General features: G+C 49.0%; 19 protein-coding genes and 1 riboswitch. Of the genes, 9 read left to right on the forward strand and 10 right to left on the reverse strand.

What is annotated here, in order from left to right; genetic code table 11:
* Positions 1-24: 24 nt before the first annotated feature.
* The 4 genes from KNO99_RS07160 to KNO99_RS07170 all read left to right on the forward strand — a co-directional run bounded on the left by KNO99_RS07160 (position 25) and on the right by KNO99_RS07170 (position 2,169).
* Complete coding sequence (locus KNO99_RS07160; protein WP_214746881.1) at positions 25-306, forward strand: HesB/YadR/YfhF family protein; 282 nt, start codon at positions 25-27, stop codon at positions 304-306.
* 97 nt (positions 307-403) lie between these two features.
* A complete protein-coding gene (locus KNO99_RS15425; protein WP_256441184.1) occupies positions 404-538 on the forward strand; it encodes a hypothetical protein in 135 nt (44 codons plus the stop codon).
* 94 nt (positions 539-632) lie between these two features.
* A complete protein-coding gene (locus KNO99_RS07165; protein ID WP_214746883.1) occupies positions 633-1,562 on the forward strand; it encodes a manganese-dependent inorganic pyrophosphatase in 930 nt (309 codons plus the stop codon).
* Positions 1,563-1,668: 106 nt separating this feature from the next.
* Positions 1,669-2,169, forward strand: a complete 501-nt coding sequence (locus tag KNO99_RS07170) for a hypothetical protein (protein WP_214746886.1) — start codon at positions 1,669-1,671, stop codon at positions 2,167-2,169.
* Positions 2,170-2,191: 22 nt separating this feature from the next.
* Here KNO99_RS07170 and KNO99_RS07175 read toward each other — a convergent pair whose 3' ends face one another.
* The 7 genes from KNO99_RS07175 to KNO99_RS07205 all read right to left on the reverse strand — a co-directional run bounded on the left by KNO99_RS07175 (position 2,192) and on the right by KNO99_RS07205 (position 8,713).
* The gene (locus tag KNO99_RS07175; RefSeq protein ID WP_214746889.1) at positions 2,192-2,638 is read right to left on the reverse strand and encodes a GNAT family N-acetyltransferase; all 447 of its coding nucleotides are present in this window, start codon (positions 2,636-2,638) and stop codon (positions 2,192-2,194) included.
* Positions 2,639-2,656: 18 nt separating this feature from the next.
* Entirely contained in the window at positions 2,657-3,448 is a 792-nt protein-coding gene (locus KNO99_RS07180; protein WP_214746890.1) for an ABC transporter permease, read from the reverse strand.
* Complete coding sequence (locus tag KNO99_RS07185) at positions 3,445-4,239, reverse strand: ABC transporter permease (protein ID WP_214746893.1); 795 nt, start codon at positions 4,237-4,239, stop codon at positions 3,445-3,447. The genes KNO99_RS07180 and KNO99_RS07185 overlap by 4 nt, the downstream gene beginning before the upstream one ends.
* A complete protein-coding gene (locus KNO99_RS07190; RefSeq protein WP_251130984.1) occupies positions 4,236-5,258 on the reverse strand; it encodes an ABC transporter ATP-binding protein in 1,023 nt (340 codons plus the stop codon). Before KNO99_RS07190 ends, KNO99_RS07185 begins: the two co-directional genes overlap by 4 nt.
* An 84-nt stretch (positions 5,259-5,342) precedes the next feature.
* A complete protein-coding gene (locus KNO99_RS07195) occupies positions 5,343-6,470 on the reverse strand; it encodes a DUF418 domain-containing protein (protein ID WP_214746896.1) in 1,128 nt (375 codons plus the stop codon).
* Between the two features lie 20 nt (positions 6,471-6,490).
* Positions 6,491-8,044 carry an ABC-F family ATP-binding cassette domain-containing protein gene (locus KNO99_RS07200; protein WP_214746899.1) on the reverse strand — a complete coding sequence of 518 codons (1,554 nt, stop codon included), beginning with the start codon at positions 8,042-8,044 and terminating at the stop codon, positions 6,491-6,493.
* 60 nt (positions 8,045-8,104) lie between these two features.
* Positions 8,105-8,713, reverse strand: a complete 609-nt coding sequence (locus KNO99_RS07205; protein ID WP_214746901.1) for an NAD(P)-dependent oxidoreductase — start codon at positions 8,711-8,713, stop codon at positions 8,105-8,107.
* Positions 8,714-8,839: 126 nt separating this feature from the next.
* Positions 8,840-8,941, forward strand: a riboswitch (purine riboswitch).
* Between the two features lie 77 nt (positions 8,942-9,018).
* Between KNO99_RS07205 and KNO99_RS07210 the strand changes: the two genes are divergently transcribed.
* Genes KNO99_RS07210 through KNO99_RS07225 form a run of 4 tightly spaced genes read left to right on the forward strand, consistent with a single transcriptional unit; the run spans position 9,019 to position 11,972 of the window.
* On the forward strand, positions 9,019-9,600 hold the full coding sequence (locus KNO99_RS07210; RefSeq protein ID WP_214746903.1) for a xanthine phosphoribosyltransferase: 582 nt from the start codon (positions 9,019-9,021) through the stop codon (positions 9,598-9,600).
* A complete protein-coding gene (locus KNO99_RS07215; protein WP_214746906.1) occupies positions 9,597-10,901 on the forward strand; it encodes a nucleobase:cation symporter-2 family protein in 1,305 nt (434 codons plus the stop codon). Before KNO99_RS07210 ends, KNO99_RS07215 begins: the two co-directional genes overlap by 4 nt.
* 34 nt (positions 10,902-10,935) lie before the next feature.
* Complete coding sequence (locus tag KNO99_RS07220) at positions 10,936-11,583, forward strand: NAD(P)H-binding protein (RefSeq protein ID WP_214746909.1); 648 nt, start codon at positions 10,936-10,938, stop codon at positions 11,581-11,583.
* The gene (locus tag KNO99_RS07225; RefSeq protein ID WP_214746912.1) at positions 11,580-11,972 is read left to right on the forward strand and encodes an RDD family protein; all 393 of its coding nucleotides are present in this window, start codon (positions 11,580-11,582) and stop codon (positions 11,970-11,972) included. Before KNO99_RS07220 ends, KNO99_RS07225 begins: the two co-directional genes overlap by 4 nt.
* 24 nt (positions 11,973-11,996) lie before the next feature.
* On the opposite strand, the gene KNO99_RS07230 is transcribed toward KNO99_RS07225, so the two are convergent.
* Positions 11,997-13,262 (reverse strand): purine/pyrimidine permease, encoded by a 1,266-nt coding sequence (locus tag KNO99_RS07230; RefSeq protein ID WP_214695851.1) that lies wholly within the window; start codon positions 13,260-13,262, stop codon positions 11,997-11,999.
* 73 nt (positions 13,263-13,335) lie between these two features.
* Here KNO99_RS07230 and KNO99_RS07235 point away from each other — a divergent pair, with 73 nt between their 5' ends.
* Entirely contained in the window at positions 13,336-14,040 is a 705-nt protein-coding gene (locus tag KNO99_RS07235) for an alpha/beta hydrolase (protein WP_214746915.1), read from the forward strand.
* A 34-nt stretch (positions 14,041-14,074) separates the two neighbouring features.
* Here KNO99_RS07235 and KNO99_RS07240 read toward each other — a convergent pair whose 3' ends face one another.
* On the reverse strand, positions 14,075-15,253 hold the full coding sequence (locus KNO99_RS07240) for an MFS transporter (RefSeq protein ID WP_214746918.1): 1,179 nt from the start codon (positions 15,251-15,253) through the stop codon (positions 14,075-14,077).
* Positions 15,254-15,370: 117 nt separating this feature from the next.
* The gene (locus KNO99_RS07245; protein WP_074034194.1) at positions 15,371-16,162 is read right to left on the reverse strand and encodes an endonuclease/exonuclease/phosphatase family protein; all 792 of its coding nucleotides are present in this window, start codon (positions 16,160-16,162) and stop codon (positions 15,371-15,373) included.
* Positions 16,163-16,199 lie beyond the last annotated feature (37 nt).

Here is a 16,199-nt window from a genome sequence, read left to right on the forward strand (position 1 = left end):
AAGTAGTCGAGAGGAGGAAATGTTATGAAGATTCAAGTAACAGAAGAAGCGCTCCAATGGTTTAAAGAAGAAATGGAAGTCGAAGCGGGTCAAACGGTTCGTTTGTTTGCAAAATACGGGGGCTCGACAGACTTGACGCACGGTTTCTCCGTGGGAGTCATCACAGAAGACGTGAACAATGCGACTGTTGAGACCGAAGAAGACGGCATTCGTTTTGTCGTGGCGGAGCAAGATGAGTGGTTGTTCCAAGGACAAGACGTGAAAGTCGAACTTCGCGGAGAAGAAATCGTCTTCGTTCAAGCCTGACGTTTCAGTTTGTTTACGTTTGATGAAATGTCGTTTGACGAAATCTGGCTTGGGGAACAGATTACGACAAGTCGGATTTTCGAAAGGATGACACGATATGTCAGACAAAGAAAAGCGTGAACAAGAAGAAAAAGAAAAGTTGAAACGAGATCAACCGGATATCTCCCATGAAGAAGATTCAAAAGGAGATCATTCCGACCTCGAAGAGACAGATGAAGACGAACAATCTTAAGAGCCGAAACGGCTCTTTTTGTTTGGGGAATTGAAAGAAATGCCGTGGACGTTATAATGGATAAGGGAAAACTATTTAGTGAGGAGAATGAGACATGAGTACAGTACTAGTCTTCGGACATAAAAATCCAGATACCGATACCATCACATCAGCGCTCGCCTATGCCGAGTTGAAAAAGAAATTAGGAATGGACGCAGAAGCGGTCCGTCTTGGTGAAGTGAACGGAGAAACGCAATACGCACTCGATCACTTCCGCGTGAAGGCACCACGTTTGATTGAAAGCGTAACAGGTGAGGCAGAAGAAGTCATCTTAGTCGACCACAACGAGTTCCAGCAAAGTGCAGACGGCATCGAAGACGTGCGGATCCTTGAAGTCATCGATCACCACCGCATCGCGAACTTCCAAACGGCAGACCCGCTCTACTATCGTGCCGAGCCAGTCGGGTGTACAGCGACGATTTTATTGAAGTTGTATAAAGAGCACGGTGTCGAAATCGCATCAGACATGGCCGGTTTGATGCTTTCAGCCATCATCTCGGACTCACTTCTCTTCAAATCACCGACATGCACGGACGAGGATGTCAAAGCAGCGAAAGAACTTGCTGAGATTGCTGGCGTCGATGCGGAAGCATACGGGCTTGAAATGCTCAAAGCCGGTGCAGACCTTAGCCAAAAAACGATTGAAGAACTCATCTCACTCGATGCGAAAGAATTCGCAATGGGCGACTATCGTGTCGAGATCGCGCAAGTGAACACGGTCGATGCGAATGATGTCTTGAACCGTAAAGAGGAAGTCGAAGCGGCGATCGCGAACACGGTTGCGGCGAAAAACTTAGACTTGTTCGTCTTTGCCATCACGAACATTTTGACGAACGATTCAGAAGCAATCGTCGTCGGACCAAAACCAGAACTCTTCGAACAAGCGTTCAACGTGACGTTGCAAAACGGATTGGCGACACTTCCAGGCGTGGTCTCACGTAAGAAGCAAATCGTGCCGGTTTTAACTGAAGCGGCAACAAAATAATGAATCGAACCGTTGCATGAGAGCAACGGTTCTTTTTGTATAAAAATGGTATAATTAGAAAGCGAAATGGTTTGAACACTTCATTCTGTAGAGAAGGGAAATTCTTATGAATCGTAAGCGTGTATACCTGTTACTTGCGTTACTCTTCACATGCGGTGTAGCTGTTTATTTTGGAAGTCTGATGACGACGCATCCGAAACAAATCTCAGGAAACGGAAATTTGGGATTAATCTTTTTACCTGTGTTGTTGCTATTCTTTCTGCCGATTGTGTCAGGGTGGACCAACCTGATCGAAGCTGTTGACCAACGATGGTTGGCGATTGGAGTTATCGCTCTTCCCGTTTTGCTAACCAGTGGATATCGTAATCAGCAAATTGAGTTTGAAAAATATAGAACATACGTTATCGATGTTGTAATGAACCAAGAAGGAAGAGGTGATTTGGCCTATGCCAAATCGATTACAAGTGACGTTTTCTCGACGTACATGAATAATCAACTCTTCAATTTGAACACATTTTTGATGTACATTGGCTTATCCATTTGGGTCAGTATCCTTATTGTCTTATTTCAGAAGAAAAAATTGACTAATCCTAATGAATCGTTATAAAGAAAAGGGATAAGCATTGAGCTTACCCCTTTTCTTTATAATGTGACTCATTGAGTCGTTTCTTTAAATAATATTGTTTATGCTCTACTGTTGGGTGGTGCTCGATCACCCCAACGACTTCATAACCGAGTCCGATATAAAAGTCAGGTGCCTGGAAACTGAACGTGTCAAGTTGTATGAGACCGCACTGATGCTCGATGGCGCACTGTTCAATACGCTTCATCAATTTCGTTCCATATCCTTCTCCCCGAAGCTGTTCGTCCACCCATAAGAAATGAATGTGCATCGTGTACCAAAACACCGTACCAGTCACCCCACCGACAATCTGATCGTCGTCATCCCGAACGATGAAACTCACATGTTCGACGGGGTGCTTCACTTCATCCGGTAATTGAGATGCATTATATTCAATCAATCGCTGTCGAATATATTCGCGATCTTCCTGATTCCACTGTTGAACAATCTTCATCCACTCACCCTTTCCTTATTAAGAACCTGTACTTGCAAAAGCGCGCAGTCCAAACAACCAAAATCGATAGGCGATGACGAGTGAGAGGATTGCGACAAGCGGGGTTGCTAGTGCAAACATGGTGAACCCACGTCCTTCAAAGAAGTACATCGCCGGATAAAATGCCGTGAAGCCGAACGGGATAATGTACGTTAAGACGAACATGATCACCTTCGAGTAAATCGTCATCGGGTAACGGGCGAAATCACTCAAACTGAATACGGCGAACACGACGGGCAAACTGTCGATCATCCAAAACGAGAACGTCGCAAAGAACAAGTTGACTGCGATATAAATCATGCCGCTCGCGAGGACCATGACGATTAGGACTAGGATATCCATCACACTCCACGACATCCCGAGTTCGTTCGATGCGAGCCAGAGCACGCTCCCCCCAATCAAGAGTTGACCGAATCCGTCTTGCTGAACCCGCTCCGCGACGATTTGGAACAGCGGATTCACGGGACGCATGAGAATACGGTCCAAGTTTCCCGTACGAATGTACTGCCAGCCAATCGTCCAAAGGTTATCAAAAAAGATATGATGGACAGCCCGACCTAAAAACGCGATGCCATAGATAAACAAAATCTCGTAAAAGCCCCAACCGTTCAGCGATTCGATGTGTTGAAAGACAATCGACAAAAAGAAGAGGGCGGCAAATTGTTGACCGAAGACCGATAACACGCCAATCAAGAAGTCCATCCGATATTCCATCATCACTTTGAAATGATTTTTGGCATAGAGCCAATAAAGTTTCGCATATCGTTTCATCCGCCAAACACCGTCACTTTCCGAACCGCATACGCGAATAAGAGTCGTACAAATAGAAAGAAGGCCCCGACCCAAGCGACTTGAATCAAAATCGACGGCCATATACCGGATGCTTGTATGTCACCTGTATAGATGGCGACAGGTACATAGACGAGTGAGGCGAACGGTAAATACAAGCTGATTGTCTGGAACCAGTCAGGGAAGAGTGTCAGCGGGATGATTGCCCCGGACATAATCGTAATGATCGCCTCCTGTAAAACGGAAAGTCCCCATACGTTCACCGTATAAAAGGACAACACGCCGACGAGCAAATCAATCAGTGTCGCAAGTAGAATCGCGAGTACGACGCTAATTGAGAAGGCGAACACACTCTCGAGGGACGTCGGAGGGTCAACCCCGATAAACAGCATCGCAATGACGAGGAGAGGTAACGTCGATCGGAAAAATGTCGACGTTTTCGTTCCGATATCTTGAGCGAGTAACTTATCCAGTAAATGATAGGGGCGGAGCAGTTCGACGGCGACACCACCGTGTTTGATGAGGTGAGCAAGTTCACGTCCGGCACCGCCACGGAATTGATCGAGCATCGTCGCAAGTACTGCATACGTCAACATCATTGAAAGCGAGATGCCTGATACATCAGTCTTATTTTCGTAAACAGCCTGCCAAAAGAAATATAAAATAAACAGGCGCATCGTCACCGAGAACATGCTCGCCCAGTACCAAGCCGTATAGGCCATGTCGACTTTGATTTGTGAGGCGGCGAGCGCTACATATTTTTGAAGCCTCATGCGCTCACCTCAGGCTGATACAGGTTTCGGATTAATGTCTCCATTTTCGGTACGACAACGGATAAGTCTTTCACTTGATTGCAGTTCACGATTTCACGAATCAACTGTCCGCTTGAAATCTCATGGTGGTTAAATGCCAGTTGAATCGAATCTGTCTCTGAAGCGAGTTCCGTGACGAGTCCTGTCACCGATGGCGGAATGACGAATGGCGTTCCTTCGTCGAGTGTGATTTCAAGCGTGCGTTCATTGTTGAATGTCTGCTTGAGCGTCTCAATGCGGTCATCGTAAATGATTCGTCCCTCATCCAGGACGATGACTCGATCACACACTTCTTCGATATCCTGCATATCGTGTGTCGTCAAAATGACCGTCGTACCCCAAGCATCACTGATTTCCCGAATGAACGCACGAATCGTCTCTTTAATGTCAATATCGAGACCGATTGTCGGCTCATCCAAATACACGACACGAGGACGGTGCAAGAAGGCGGCTGCGAGCTCACATCGCATTTTTTGTCCGAGTGATAATTGACGGACAGGCACGTCGAGAAGTGGTTCCAGCTGGAGTTGTTCGATAAACCAGGCAACCGTTTCCTCGAACTCTGAACGCGGCACTTCATAGATTTCCCGAAGTAAGTCGAATGACTCCCGGACAGGAATATCCCAAAACAATTGTGTCCGCTGACCAAAGACCGCTCCGATTTGACGGGCGTTTTGGATTCGGTTTTCGTGTGGATCGATGCCAAAGACACGGACGGATCCGGCATCAGGACGAAGGACGCCGGCGAGCATTTTGATCGTTGTCGATTTTCCAGCACCGTTAAAGCCGATGTATCCGACGCGTTCGCCTGGAGCGATGGACAAGTCGATTCCTTTTACGGCTTCTTTGATGCGATACTTTCTTGAAAATAGGGCTTTAATGGCGCCTTTTAAGCCGGCATCACGTTCTAAAATTTGATAGTGTTTCACGAGATCGCGGACCTCGATGGCTGTCTGTGACATACGTTCCTCCTCATTCATGCAAGCGTTCTCCTTCATCAGAATAGCATGTGAATCTGGAATTTCCTACCTGTACAAAAAAAGACCGGACAATGAAGTCCGATCTTACGATGATTTCGTTTGTCTTCCATACGTCCCTAAGCGCCATAGCTTCTCAAATGGTCCGTAACGGTGATGCTTCAGCCACCACATCGAGAAGAACGCCTGGACAATCAAGATCCCGATGCTGATGAATAACCCTTCGGTCAAAGAAAGCGCCCCGTATGCCCCGAGTGCGATTACCGGTATGAAGACAATCAGTGTATGCGTCAAATAATTCGTGAGTGCCATCCGACCGAGCGCTTGAAGCGGCACGAACGTACGACCTTTACGAACGGCTACCGTGAACAGACAGACGTAAGTCGTGGCGAGTAACTTCCCGGAAATCAAGACGGCGAACAAGTTCAGCCAAAAGTATGGATACCCTTCACCATAGTGATGCCAAATGATCACGCCGAAGAATGGAAGGGCGAGGACGGCGCAAATGATGGCCGTTCGCATTAAGCCTTCTAGACGCCACGTCAGGAGTTTTCGTTCGCGTCCGATGTACAGTCCGAATAAGAATAAACTGAGAATCTCGAAGCCGACAACGAAAGAGTTGGAGAAGGCGTTAAAGATCTCAACAGAATATCGATAATCGAACCAGGCACCAAACCCTTGATTGAATACATCAGGGAACGGGATGCCGCCATAATAGCTTCCACCCATGCTCCATTCACTCAACGCGGAAGTTCCGTACAACAGAAGGATACTTCCGATCAACAAGCCCCATGCCCACGTCAGAATGGCACGGTTGCTCAACTTATAGAAAAGGGGAAGCAATAAGCCCCACATCGCGTACGTATGGAGGATATCACCTGACCAAATCGCCAAGTGCGCGAGACCGAACAAGAAGAGGATCAAAATCCGGCGTATGTAACGACTGACCGATTCGCCACGAGCGTAAGAACGCTCGAGGAAAATCGAAAAGCCGATCCCAAATAAGAGGGAGAAAATCGTATAAAATTTCGTCTGCACGAACAAGTCAAAGAGCGTGCGGACGAACAAGTCGCTCCCATAATAATCGGGACGACCGAACATCCAGTCGCTCCCGAGCATACTCGGGATATTGACGAGGAAAATGCCGCAGAGGGCAAACCCTCGGATAATGTCATACAAAATAATCCGTTCATTCGTTTGAATTGGGGTCGCCATACGACACGTCCTTTACTGAATTAAAATACTTTCGTTGTCCACGACTCACAGTTCCAGACGTCTGTGACGATATCTTCATAGAATTCTGGTTCGTGACTGATGAGGAGGACACTTCCTTTGTACTCTTTCAACGCACGCTTCAACTCTTCCTTCGCGTCGACGTCCAAGTGGTTCGTCGGCTCATCGAGTAAGAGAAGGTTTGTCTCGTTGTTGAGAAGTTTACAAAGACGAACTTTCGCTTTTTCACCACCACTGAGGACGGAAATCTTACTTTCGATGTGTTTCGTCATGAGTCCGCACTTCGCGAGCATCGCGCGTACTTGTTGTTGGTTGAGTGACGGGAACTCGCTCCAAATCTCTTCGATACATGTGTTGTTGCTCGTTGCTGCTTCTTGTTCGAAGTAACCCATTTCGAGGAACTCACCACGTTCGACGGTTCCTTCAAGCGGATTGATCAATCCGAGCAAGCTCTTTAAGAGCGTCGTCTTCCCGATTCCGTTCGCTCCGACGAGGGCAATCTTTTGACCGCGCTCCATCTGAAGGTCGAGCGGACGTGAGAGTGGCTCGTCGTATCCGATGACGAGACCTTTCGCACCAAAGATGAGGCGCCCCGATGTACGTGCCTGCAAGAAGCGGAATTCTGGTTTCGGACGTTCCGCACTCAATTCGATGACATCCATCTTATCGAGTTTCTTCTGACGTGACATCGCCATGTTTCGTGTCGACACACGCGCCTTGTTTCGGGCAACGAAGTCTTTCAAATCCGCGATTTCGGCTTGCTGACGCTTATAGGCGGCTTCAAGTTGCGAACGCTTCATCTCGTACACTTCCATGAACTTGTCATAGTCCCCGACGTAGCGGTTCAACTCTTGGTTTTCCATATGGTAGACCAAGTTGATGACGCTATTTAAGAACGGGATATCGTGTGAGATCAAAATGAAGGCATTGTCATAGTTTTGGAGGTAACGTTTCAACCACTCGATATGCACTTCATCCAAATAGTTGGTCGGCTCATCGAGGAGCAAGATATCTGGCTTCTCGAGAAGCAACTTCGCAAGCAATACTTTCGTACGTTGCCCACCTGACAAATCCGTGACGTCCCGGTCGAGACCGACATCTAAAATACCGAGACCGCGTGCGACTTCTTCTACTTTCGCATCGATGATATAAAAGTCGTTCGAGTCGAGCGTCTCTTGAAGTTCACCGACTTCGGCGAGCATGTCTTCCATCTGTTCAGGTGTCGCGTCACCCATCTCCATGTAAAGTTCGCCGATGCGCGTCTCCATGTCGATCAAGTATTGGAAAGCACCTTTTAATACGTCACGAATTGTCATCCCGCGTTCGAGCACCGCATGTTGATCGAGGTAACCGACACGGACATTTTTCGCCCATTCGATTTTCCCTTCATCCGGTTGCAGTTTGCGTGTGATGATGTTCATGAACGTCGATTTTCCTTCACCGTTCGCTCCGACGAGACCGATGTGTTCCCCTTTTAAGAGGCGGAAAGAGACATCGTTCAAAATAGCGCGGTCACCAAAGCCATGGCTCAAGTTTTGTACCGTTAATATACTCATAATTCGTTTTCGTTCCTTTCAAAGTAAACTACCCGATATTGTAGCATGAATCTAATCAAATTAGTACGCCAGTCCGACTGACTCCCGTACATGTTCATTCTCTTCGATGGCGTGAAGCATGAACTGGGCGACATCTGCTCGTGAGATGTGTTTCCCGTTATCCGGTACCTCGTCGATGGCCATACGATACGTCGAGGTGCGAGGACCGTCCGTCAATTGCATCGGTCGTACAATCGTATAATCGAATGACGAGTTGCGCCATAAGTCCACGGCTGCCCGATGGTCACGTAGCGGTTTCCGGAGCATGAACGTAATGGCTTTCCCAGCAAGTCCCGGGATCTCATTGTCGATTCCCGCTGAGGCCAAATAGACGACGCGAGAGATGCCGTTCGTCTTCATCGCAGGGACGAGCTTGTCCGTGACACTCGCTAAAAAGTCCGGATCGCTCAAATCCGTTCCGAGACAGCTGATGACCGCATCATGACCGTGCATCGCTTCTGTTAACGCATCGATGTCATATAAGTCGCCTTCGATGATTTCAAGTTGTGGGGTCCGAATCAACTTTTTCTGTTCACGTACGAACGCGGTGACGTCATGACCGTGCTCGATGGCTTGGTCGATGAATTGATGTCCGGTCCGACCGGTTGCGCCTAATACGAATAACTTCATAAGGGCAAAGCTCCTCTCTCATATCCAATACATACAGTATACAGCAGTTTCAGAAAAATCGAACATTTCGCCGTTTGATTGCAACCTATTGCATTTCTCGTCAGCTCGTCTACAATAAAGTTTATCTTATATAAATAGATTCGCACTCGTATATCAGCGGAAATATGGTCCGCAAGTCTCTACCGAACTACCGTAAATGGTTCGACTACGGGTGGCGCTTGTCGTATGCTATCGTTGATTTCCATGCGGTTCGTTGCCTCCCGATGAGGGGTGACGAATCGCATTTTTTAATGGAGGGAACAACAATGAAGCAGTTAGAAGACAAAATCCGTGAAGAGGGTCGGGCCTTATCCGATCAAGTGTTGAAAGTTGACGCTTTCTTGAATCATCAAGTCGACCCAGTACTCATGCAAGCCATCGGAAAAGAGTTCGCAGAACGTTTCAAAGACGCCAACATCGACCGAATCGTCACACTCGAATCGAGTGGGATTGCGCCAGCGATGATGACAGCGCTTGAGATGGGCATCCCGTTCGTATTCGCGCGTAAACGGAAATCGCTGACGCTCCAAGATGATCTCGTCGAGGGAGACGTGTATTCGTTCACCAAGCAGGAGACGAACCGCATCAGCTTGAGCCGACGCTTCGTCTTACCAGGCGAACGCGTTCTCGTCATCGATGACTTCCTCGCGAACGGGGAAGCGGCGCTCGGACTGACACAACTCGTCGAAGCGGCAGGTGCAGAAGTTTCAGGTGTTGGCATCGTCATCGAAAAATCGTTCCAACCAGGGCGCGATAAACTGATTGAGCGTGGTTATCGCGTCGAATCGTTAGCGCGCGTCGCGAAATTAGAGAAAGACCACATCTCATTCGTGGAGGTCGTTCGATGAATACATTTAAGACGGCAAGTCTCGGATTTCAGCATCTGCTCGCCATGTACACGGGAGCAGCCATCGTCCCGCTCATCGTCGGTGGTGCCATCGGGCTTGGTCCAACCGAGCTCGCTTATCTCGTCGCAATTGATTTATTCATGTGTGGGGTGGCGACGCTTTTACAAGTATGGACGACACGCTTCACGGGTGTCGGATTGCCGGTCGTCCTCGGATGTACGTTCACGGCGGTCGGTCCGATGATCGCCATCGGAAGCGCAAATGGGATTACGGCCATTTATGGCGCTTTGATTGCCAGTGGGCTCATCGTCATCCTCATTTCTGGATTTGTCGGGAAGCTCGCACGTTTCTTCCCGCCGGTCGTTCTCGGTTCGGTCGTGACGATCATTGGTCTCTCACTGATTCCGGTCGCTATCAATGACATCGGTGGCGGGATGCCAGGTGAGCCTGGATTCGCATCGATACAGAATCTCGGATTAGGTGGTTTGACGATTTTACTCATTCTCATCTTGAACCGTGTTGGTACTGTCTTCACACGCGCCGCTGCTGTCCTCTTTGCCGTACTCATCGGAACAGGGGTTGCTGCTTCGCTCGGTCTCGTGGACTTCAGTCCTGTACGTGAAGCGGGTTGGTTCCAAATGGTTCAACCGTTCTACTTTGGGATGCCGACATTTGATGTGTCCGCGATCCTCGTCATGACGCTCGTCGCCATTATTTCGATGATTGAATCGACCGGTGTATTCTTGGCGCTCAGCGATATCACGAAAAAGCCGATTGGTGCGAACGAATTGACGAAAGGGTATCGTGCGGAAGGTGTCGCAACGATTCTCGGAGGGATTTTCAACAGCTTCCCTTACACGACGTTTAGTCAAAATGTCGGACTTGTTCAATTGTCAGGTGTGAAATCGCGCCGTGTCATCTTCTGGACAGGTGGGTTACTCATCTTGCTCGGATTCCTTCCGAAAGTCGCCACATTCACGACATTGATTCCAAAGCCTGTGTTAGGTGGAGCGATGCTCGTCATGTTCGGAACGGTCGCCGCTTCCGGCATTCGAATTCTGAGTCAGGTCGATTTTTCGAAAAACGAGAATTTGATTACGATCGCACTCTCGATTGGTGTCGGACTCGGCATCACCGCTAACCCGGCGATTGTCGCCAACATGCCGGAATGGCTTCAATTGTTCACAGATAGTGCCATCGTGGCAGGTTCGTTCACAGCGCTCCTGTTGAACGGATTTTTCCGTATGATGGACCGCTTCCGTCCCGCGACGATTATTGCCGAAGAACGACAAGTCAGCTAGACTGAAGGAAATAGTAGTCTAGGAGGAGTCACGAATGGGGAAAACTGCACTTGTCGTAGGCGCGACCGGCTTGATTGGTCGCGAATTGGTGGAACAGTTGTTAGAGAGTGACCGTTATGAGTCGGTCTGGATTGTCGTCCGTCGCTCGAAGCGATGGAGTCATCCGAAACTACACGAGGTCGTCGGATTCGAGGAGATGGATGCGGCACTTCCACACATCGATGACGTGTATTGTGCACTCGGCACAACGATTGCGGTCGCTGGTTCACAAGAAGCGTTCAAACAAGTCGATTTAGAGCTGCCGCTTGAAGTCGCTCGTATCGCCAAGGCACATGGTGCGACACGCTATGCGGTCGTATCGGCACAAGGCGCATCGTTACGTTCTTCTTTCTTTTACAACCGGGTAAAAGGGGAGCTTGAAAACGGATTGCGCATCTTCAACTTCCATCATCTCATTATCGCGCGTCCTTCGTTGTTACTCGGCGAGCGTGATTCATTCCGACTCGGGGAAAAAGCGGCTGAGGTCATCACTCGCCCGTTCCAGTCGCTGTTGGTGGAAAAGGCACCAGAAGTCGCACCGATTCAAGCGCTGCATGTCGCACGTGCGTTGATCATGGCGTCTGAAGAAGGCGAAGGAATCGAAGTGTTGACGTCAGGGATGATGCAAAGGATGAGCCGATGAATCCATTGACGAAGAAACGAACGAAAGCGGTCTTAATTGACAGTGTCATCGCAGGGCTCGTCAGTTATGGCGTGGAGCAACTCGTGCGAAAGAAAGTGAAGAGCGAGTTCGTGCATGCGGTCGTCACACCGACACTGCTCACATACGCGATGGAAGCTTGCCAAATGAGTCGAGGCGGACAAACCATTGGCTATAAGTTGATGGGACTCGAGTTGAAAAATGATGACGACACCGCTGTCACGGCGAAACAGGCGCTACAGCGTGCTCTTTACCGTGATACGTTGTCAGGGGTGCGATACTGGAAAGATCGTGCGCATTTTGAACAAGAAGAAGGCGCCGTGTTACCGCACGATGCCCATTATCATATGCATGTACGTGAAAAGAACTGACCGTTATTATGGTCAGTTCTTTTTTCAATCCTTGATTTTACTTAAGATAGCTGTCGTCAAAGCGACGATCGTTCCGAGGACGAGTCCGTTTGAGAAGACGGTCGCAAGGAGCGGCGGCAAATCATTCATCGAACCAGGTGGCAAGAGCATCGCCCCGGCACCGATGACGAGCGGGAGCCCGACCGTAAGAGAAGCCGTCGATTGTTTTAATTCGAAGGCAGCCTCATTGATTCCGATGATGATCATCGTTGCGATAAGTGGTGTCACGATCGCATAGCCGACAGCAGCCGGGATGCTCGCAATCAACGAGACGAATGGTCCGATGAGTGCTAATCCCATCATGAGGGCGTGGGCAATCAAATGAGGGGCGCGCTGGACACTCTCCGTCGAAGAGAGGAATCCGGCCGTTCCGGAGATGGCGACAGGACCTGGTGTTCCGAAGAGACCGGCCACGATTTGACTGACCCCACTGGCGACACCAGACGCGGGAACGTTACCTTTCACTTCTCGTTTTTCACGAGAGCTGACAATGCGTTCGATTAACTTGATGTTCGCGAGGACGTTCGTCATGAGAAGCAAAGTGATGACGAAAGCCGTCGGCAACAAGTTCCAATCCCATACCCAGTTTCCGAAGGGAAGAAGTTCCGGTACGAGGAAGAACGATTCCGAGCGGACGATTGGATTTCCGAGGTCGAGCAAGTGGAATAAACCGAACCCGACGAAAAGCGTCATGACGAGTCCGTACTGTTTAAATCGACTTTGCTCGAGCGTGAGTGCGAACAAGACGAGACCAGCCGTCGCGACGGCCTGGACGATATTGATTCCGTCTTCCGTCACCCCGAAGCCACCTTTAATGACGGCCCCTGATAATTGAAGGACGAGCAAAATCATATAGACGCCGAGTACTTGAGGTGTAAACAGCGCAAGCATGCGTCTTAAGATACCGGTGACGGTCAGCAACACGCCAAGGATTCCGCTTAAGAACAACATAAATCCAAGTGCCTGCAACGTCTCTTGTTGACTTCCGTATAAGGCGGGTCCGATGGATGCGTATAAGGTGAAGACGCCCCACCAAATGCCGGCGGGTCCTTCAAGTATCGGGAGGCGATGTCCGAGCAACGTCTGGATGATGCTAAAGAGTGCGAAGATGAAGAGTGAGCGGGATATGAAGGTCATCGTCTCATCTGGCGAAAGTTCAAACAAGGCGGCGATGGAGAGTGGTGGTACAATATTTGTAGCTAAAATAAAAATAAACCACTGAATCGTCGTGGTTACATTACTTCTGGTCATGGTGTCCCCCTGATCATGCTTTTTCTTATTAGTGTAACGTTATGAGGAAGTGGATGCAAATGGAGGCTATATAATGAAGAAATTCTTCAAATGGACCGCACTCTCAATCGTAGGATTGCTTGTTGTCGCGATAGCAGGCTTTTTGATTTGGACACAGTTCACGTATGAACCGACCGATGAAGCGACACAGTATGCCGAAGAGGGGAAAGTGGTCGACAACCGTCTCGAGTTTGGAGATCCGACGAGTGAGGTCGGTGTCATTCTTTATCCAGGGGCGAAAGTCGAGAAAGAGGCGTATGCCTATTACGGAACTCGATTAGCGGAAGAGGGTGTCTTTGTCGCCATTCCGTCGCTTCGTCTCAATTTAGGTATTTTAGATATCGATGCGGCAGCTCCAATCATCGAGGCACATCCGGAGATTGAACGCTGGATCGTGGCCGGTCATTCACTCGGAGGTTCTGCGGCATCGGGGTATGCACTGGAGCATCAAGAATTGGTAGAGGGTGTCATTTTCCTCGCTTCGTATCCAATCAGTTCGATGGTCGATAGTGATTTACGCGTGCTATCGATTTCAGGTGAATTGGATGGATTGGCTGTCCCAGAAGACATCGAGGCAAGCCGAAGCGACCTCCCTGAAGATAGCCAATTCGTACAAGTTGAAGGCGGGAATCATGCGAACTTCGGAATGTATGGTCCACAAAAAGGAGATCAGGAAAGTCCGCTCACATCAAAAGAACAATTGGACGAAGTCCTATCAGCGATTCTCGAATGGTTATAAAGAACGTGCGCACCTGCATCGAGGTGCGCACGTTTTAGCGTTGGTCGAGCGAATAACTGACTGCGGTCAATCCGGCTGTGACGAGGGCGACTAAGCCACCGACGAGGGCGAGCGTCATGATGGGGCTCGTCGCATAGACGACACCACCGAGAGCGGAACCAAGTCCAATTCCGACGTTACTCGCTACGGGCATAAGTGACGAGGCGAGACCTTTGGCGTTCGGGTTGAACTTCTCTGCCAAATCAATCAAATAAATTTGAGTCGATGTCGTCAATAAAATCGCCATGAACGACATGAGCGCAATATTGAGAAGACCGAGCGTCACATTCGATGTCGTCACGAATAGCGCGGCCAAAACGAACGCCTGGACGAGAAAGACGAACCGTAATCGTCCGATTGGATTGTGACTAGCAATCTTTCCGGCAGCGATGTTACTGAAAATCGAAATGAATCCGTAGGCGAATAAAATCGGACTGACCCAAGCGACCGGTACACCGAGTACATCTTTTAAAATCGGCACGAGATACGTATACACGACATACGTTGCCCCGAAACCGAACGCTGGAATCAGGAATGCGATCAAGATGCGCGGATTCGTCAGCAATGTCAATTGTTCGCGAAGTGATGCTTTTTCTTGAGACAATTGATTCGGCAAGACGCGGTATATGGCAATCCAGGCAACTGCACCGAGTGCAGTCGTTAACCAAAACGTGGATTCCCAACCTGCTTGTTGTCCGATAAATGTCCCGATCGGAACGCCGAACACGTTCGCCATCGTGAATCCACCAAAAATAAAGGATACGGCGACCCCACGCTTTGTCGGTGGGACACTCTCGCTGGCGACAAGCATGGCAAGTGAAATCAAGACACCTGTGACGACGGCCGTCAACATGCGCAAGACGAGTAACCACTCATACATCGGTGCCAGGCTGCTCAACAAGTTCAGGACAGTGAACAGGATGGTCAGGCCAAGCATCAATTTGCGTTTAGGAAGATGGCTCGTCAAAGACATTGTGATTGGTGTGCCGACGGCAAAGCTGATGGCGAATGCCGATACGAGACTCCCGGCCGTCGCAATCGAGATGGATAACCCGTTTGCGATATCGGGCAAAATCCCGACGATGACAAATTCACTCGTTCCGAGAACGAAGGTTAATAAGGATAAGGATAAAACTAAAGTCCAGTCGCTTCGACTGAGCGAGCTTGTCTTCATATTCAAACACTTCTTTCTATCTCATTCATTAGTAGTTAGACATCAGTCTTCTATCACGTTACAAGATTTTCTCCAAAAGAAAAACCCTTTTCTCCCAAGTAAGGAGAAAAAGGCGAATTAGCGCCAAAACACAGTGGCTTCAACACCGGCGTGGTCGGAGACAATCGGTCCGTTCTCACCATCAAAGACGACCGCATGGCGGGAAACGTGAATCGGGGCATTCGTTAACATCAAATCAATGCGAAGTGATTTTTTGTTTTCGTCCCACCCGGCGATTTTTCCTTGTACCGTCGCATCGCCTTCCCGTTCTGTTGCGAGATGGAACAAATCTTGGAGTCCATTCTCCATCAAGTAATCATATCCTTCTCCTCGAATGAAGGCATCGTTATTGAAGTCGCCAAGTAGAAGGGCATGGTCGTCATGTTCGACGCGACGAATCAGTTCATCGAGTTGGTGTTTCACCGGCTCCTCTTCATCATGCCACCATCCGAGATGACACGAGTAAATGGTCGTTGGAGCATCTGCGCCTGCAATTACGGCTTTGACGATTTTACGAGACTTGTAGTTGTCTGGGTCCGTCGTCTTCGATACAAAGAACGATTCTGTTGATAGGAACGGTGTGCGCGACAGGATGGCGACGCCTTCCTCATAAATATCGTATCCATAATGGGCAAAGTCCCATGTCATATGATAGTGGACGTCCAACTCTTTTAAGCGCTCGACGAGGACGTGGGCAAAGTTGTTCTCACGGATGTTCCCGTAGATCAGGGGGGCCTCTTTATGTTGATTGACTTCTTGAAGCGCGATGAGGTCGTATTCTTCACTCGCGATGCGTTCGACGATGGCGTCAATCTTTTCTTGTTGACGGTCTTCTAACCAGGCGTGACAATTGAGCGTTAAAATATTCACGATAGTCCTCCTTTAGAAAAAAGGCCAACTCTTGAGC

It is taken from the genome of Exiguobacterium sp. s189, from assembly GCF_018617615.1.
GTDB classification, from domain to species: domain Bacteria; phylum Bacillota; class Bacilli; order Exiguobacteriales; family Exiguobacteriaceae; genus Exiguobacterium; species Exiguobacterium aestuarii_A.